The organism is Verrucosispora sp. SN26_14.1, assembly GCF_004307965.1.
In the GTDB taxonomy this organism is placed as follows: domain Bacteria; phylum Actinomycetota; class Actinomycetes; order Mycobacteriales; family Micromonosporaceae; genus Micromonospora.
Genome location: NZ_SISL01000566.1, coordinates 1 through 3,405, shown reverse-complemented (window position 1 = coordinate 3,405; position 3,405 = coordinate 1). Strand labels below are relative to the sequence as shown.

Annotated in this window: 2 protein-coding genes and 1 pseudogene; 1 reads left to right on the top strand and 2 read right to left on the bottom strand. The window is 71.0% G+C overall.

The window, feature by feature from the left end; genetic code table 11:
* Both EYA84_RS33720 and EYA84_RS29140 read right to left on the bottom strand, forming a co-directional pair.
* Window positions 1–621: pseudogene (locus tag EYA84_RS33720) on the bottom strand (hypothetical protein); the annotation flags it as partial.
* A gap of 464 nt (window positions 622–1,085) precedes the next feature.
* Window positions 1,086–2,513 (bottom strand): UDP-glucose/GDP-mannose dehydrogenase family protein, encoded by a 1,428-nt coding sequence (locus EYA84_RS29140; RefSeq protein WP_131057222.1) that lies wholly within the window; start codon window positions 2,511–2,513, stop codon window positions 1,086–1,088.
* 253 nt (window positions 2,514–2,766) lie between these two features.
* On the opposite strand from EYA84_RS29140, the gene EYA84_RS29135 reads away from it, so the two are divergent.
* A partial coding sequence (locus EYA84_RS29135) for an acyl-CoA dehydrogenase family protein (protein ID WP_201272517.1) occupies window positions 2,767–3,405 on the top strand: 639 nt, incomplete at its 3' end.

Genomic DNA, 3,405 nt, shown 5'->3' with positions numbered 1-3,405 from the left:
GAGACAGGGTTGCTTGCGGGCCGACGTGGCTCCGCCGCCGGGTGGTCTCCGCGTCGGCCCGTCGGCGTCGCCGCCGAAGCGTGTCGGCCCGTCGGCATCACCGCCGCCGAAGCGTGTCGGACCGGTGGCGTCGTCGCCGACGGGCACGCGCGTCGCGCCGGTGGTGCCGTCGCCGGGGGGCATGCGGGCCGTCGAGGTGGCACCGTCGCCCGGTGACGTCCGCGTCGGTCCGGTGTCGCCGTCGGCGGGTTGTCGTCGTGGCGGCGGGGTGGTGCGGTCGGCCGTGGGAGTCGAGGCCGTTGCGGCGGTGCCGTCGCCGGAAGGGGTGCGCGGCGGTCGGCGACGGAGTACGCGGCGCCCCCGGCCGGACTGCTTGAGACGTTCGTCACCCGAGTTGCCGGCGTGCGCGAGGATGTCCCGCTGGAAGATCGCGGCCTGCATCTTGGACGCGAGTTGCCGTTGTTCACTGGCGATGGCGGCCTCGCGGGCCTTCATCTCCGCGATGGACCGCTCGATGTCCGCCAGGTGCTCGGCCCATTGTGGCTGGTGGGCACCGCAGCGCGGGCAGCGGACGGCCGGCTTGATCTCCTGGCCGCACGAGGAGCACTGAAAGGTCGCCACGACACCCCTCCACCCGCAGTGTGGATTCCCACTGTCGCAGCATGCCCAATGCGGCCCAGGAATTCGACCGTTGTCGGCGGGTCACACCCGTCCAAGATCAGCAACCCCGAAGCGATCCCGCCCAGTCGAGCCCTCCGAGTCAGCCCGCCGTACCCCCCCCGACGACCCGCCGACCAAAGCGAAGGCCCAGCTCCCACCCCCGCCGGGATGGACCGCCCACGCAGGCTACGGAACGTCAGGTTCCCGCGAATCCAGATCCCACCCCCGCCGGGATGGGCCGCCTCAGGCAGGCTGCGGGACGTCAGGTTCCCGCGAAGCCAGATCCCACCCCCCGCCGGGGATGGGCCATCTCACGCAGGCTGCGGGACGTCAGGTTTTCCGGGGGAGCCCACCCGCGCAGGGATCAAGCCTGACCGCCCGGAGCGGGTGGGCTCCCCCGGAAAACCCACCCCCGAAGAACAAGATCAAGGCCGCCCCATCCCCCGATACTCCCAGCCAGCCTGCGTCCACAGTGCCGAGTCGAGGCAGTTGCGGGCGTCGACCACGCGCCGCCCGGTGACCAGTTCCCCGAGCGCGCTCGGGTCGGCGTTGCGGAAGTCCGCCCACTCGGTGAGGACGCAGACCAGGTCGGCGCCGGTGACCGCCGCGTTGACGTCCGGCTCGTAGCGCAGTTCCGGCACCGCCCGGCGGGCGTTCTCCATGCCCTGCGGGTCGAAGACGTGCACCTCGGCGCCGGCCTTGTGCAGCAGCGCGGCGACGGCGAGAGCGGGTGCGTCGCGTACGTCGTCGGTGTTGGGTTTGAAGGTCGCCCCGAGGACGGCGATGCGGGTGCCGGAGAGGTCCGGGCCGGCCGGGCCGGACCGGCGACCGAGCAGGTCGGCGGCGAGGTGGAGCACGCGGGTCCGGCGACGCAGGTTGATCAGGTCGACCTCGTGCAGGAAGCGCAGCGCCTCACCGGCGCCCAGTTCCTGCGCCCGGGCCTGGAAGGCGCGGATGTCCTTCGGCAGGCAGGCGCCGCCGAAGCCCAGCCCGGACTGGAGGAAACGGTTGCCGATGCGAGGGTCGTACCCGATGGCCTTGGCGAGCTGGGTGACGTCGCCGCCGGCAGCCTCGCACACCTCGGCCATCGCGTTGATGAAGGAGATCTTGGTCGCCAGGAAGGCGTTGGCGGCGACCTTGACCAGCTCGGCGGTGGCGAAGTCGGTGACCACCAGAGGTACCTCGCGGTCCTCCGTGGCGGCCAGGTCGAAGACGCCCTTGTGCGCGGCGTAGAGCATGCCGTTGGCCCAGTCGCTCTTGACGCCGACCACGATCCGGTTCGGCCGGAGCACGTCGTCGACGGCGAAGCCCTCCTGGAGGAACTCCGGGCTCCAGGCCACCTCGACACCCAGGTCCGTGGAGGCGTGCTTGCCAACGAGCTGTTCCACCCACTCGGCGGTGCCGACCGGGACGGTGGACTTGCCGACGATCAGGGCCTTGCGGGTCAGGTGCTGGGCCAGACCGGTGACCGACGCCTCGACGTACGACAGGTCGGCGCCCATGCCGTCGGCGCGCTGCGGGGTGCCGACGCAGATGAAGTGCACGTCGCCGAAGTCGGCGGTCTCGGCGATGTCGGTGCTGAACCGCAGCCGACCGGCGGCCAGGTTACGCCGGAGCAGCTCGTCCAGGCCGGGCTCGTGGATCGGCACCTCGCCCGCGTTGAGCTTGGCGATCTTGTCGGCGTCGACGTCGAATCCCAGCACCTCGTAGCCGAGCTCGGCGTAACAGATGGCGTAGGTCGCGCCGAGGTAGCCAGTGCCCAGGAAGGTCACCCGAGGTCGGGATGCACCCGAGGGGGGTGTCACCGAGGCGATGGCGGGCATCGGCTGGGTGTTCGGGTACGGGATGGTCACGCCTGTCTCTCCGCTCGCACTGGCGGCGCGTGGTCGCGTCGCGGGCCGCTGCGGCGCCTCGGCGGGGCACCGGAGGGGGGTGATTCTGCTGTCTGCACTCCATCATCGCCGACCGGCGTCGATGCTCCGTCCCGGCTCAGCCTACGCGCCGGTAACATGGCTCGAACGGTGGTGGCTATCCTTCAGTCTGCGCGATGGCCGTCCAGGTGACGCTACAGACTGCGCATAGTAGCGGTGAAGGGGAGGGGCCGGCATGCCCGCAGAGCACTCGTTCGATGTGTATCGGTTGCCCGAGGAGCACCAGGCGATCCGGGAAGCCGTCCGTGAGGTCTGTGCGGCGAAGGTGGCGCCGCAGGCTGCCGAGGCCGACGAGACCGGTGAGTTCCCCAAGGCTTCGTACGACGCGTTACGGGCTGCCGACTTCCACGCCCCGCACATCCCCGAGGAGTACGGCGGTGCGGGCGCCGACGCGCTGGCCACCGCGATCGTGATCGAGGAGGTCGCCCGGGCCTGCGCCTCGTCGTCGCTGATCCCGGCGGTGAACAAGCTCGGCACCATGCCGCTGCTGCTGGCCGGCTCCGACGACCTCAAGCGCCGCTACCTGACCCCGGTCGCCGCCGGTGAGGCGATGTTCTCGTACTGCCTCTCGGAGCCGGAGGCCGGCAGCGACGCGGCGTCGATGACCACCCGGGCGGTGCGGGACGGCGACCACTGGGTGCTCAACGGCGTGAAGCGGTGGATCACCAATGCCGGGGTGTCCGAGTTCTACACGGTTTTCGCGGTGACCGACCCGACCGCGCGGTCGCGGGGCATCTCCGCCTTCGTGGTCGAGAAGTCCGATCCGGGGGTCAGTTTCGGTGCTCCGGAGAAGAAGTTGGGCATCAAGGGCTCG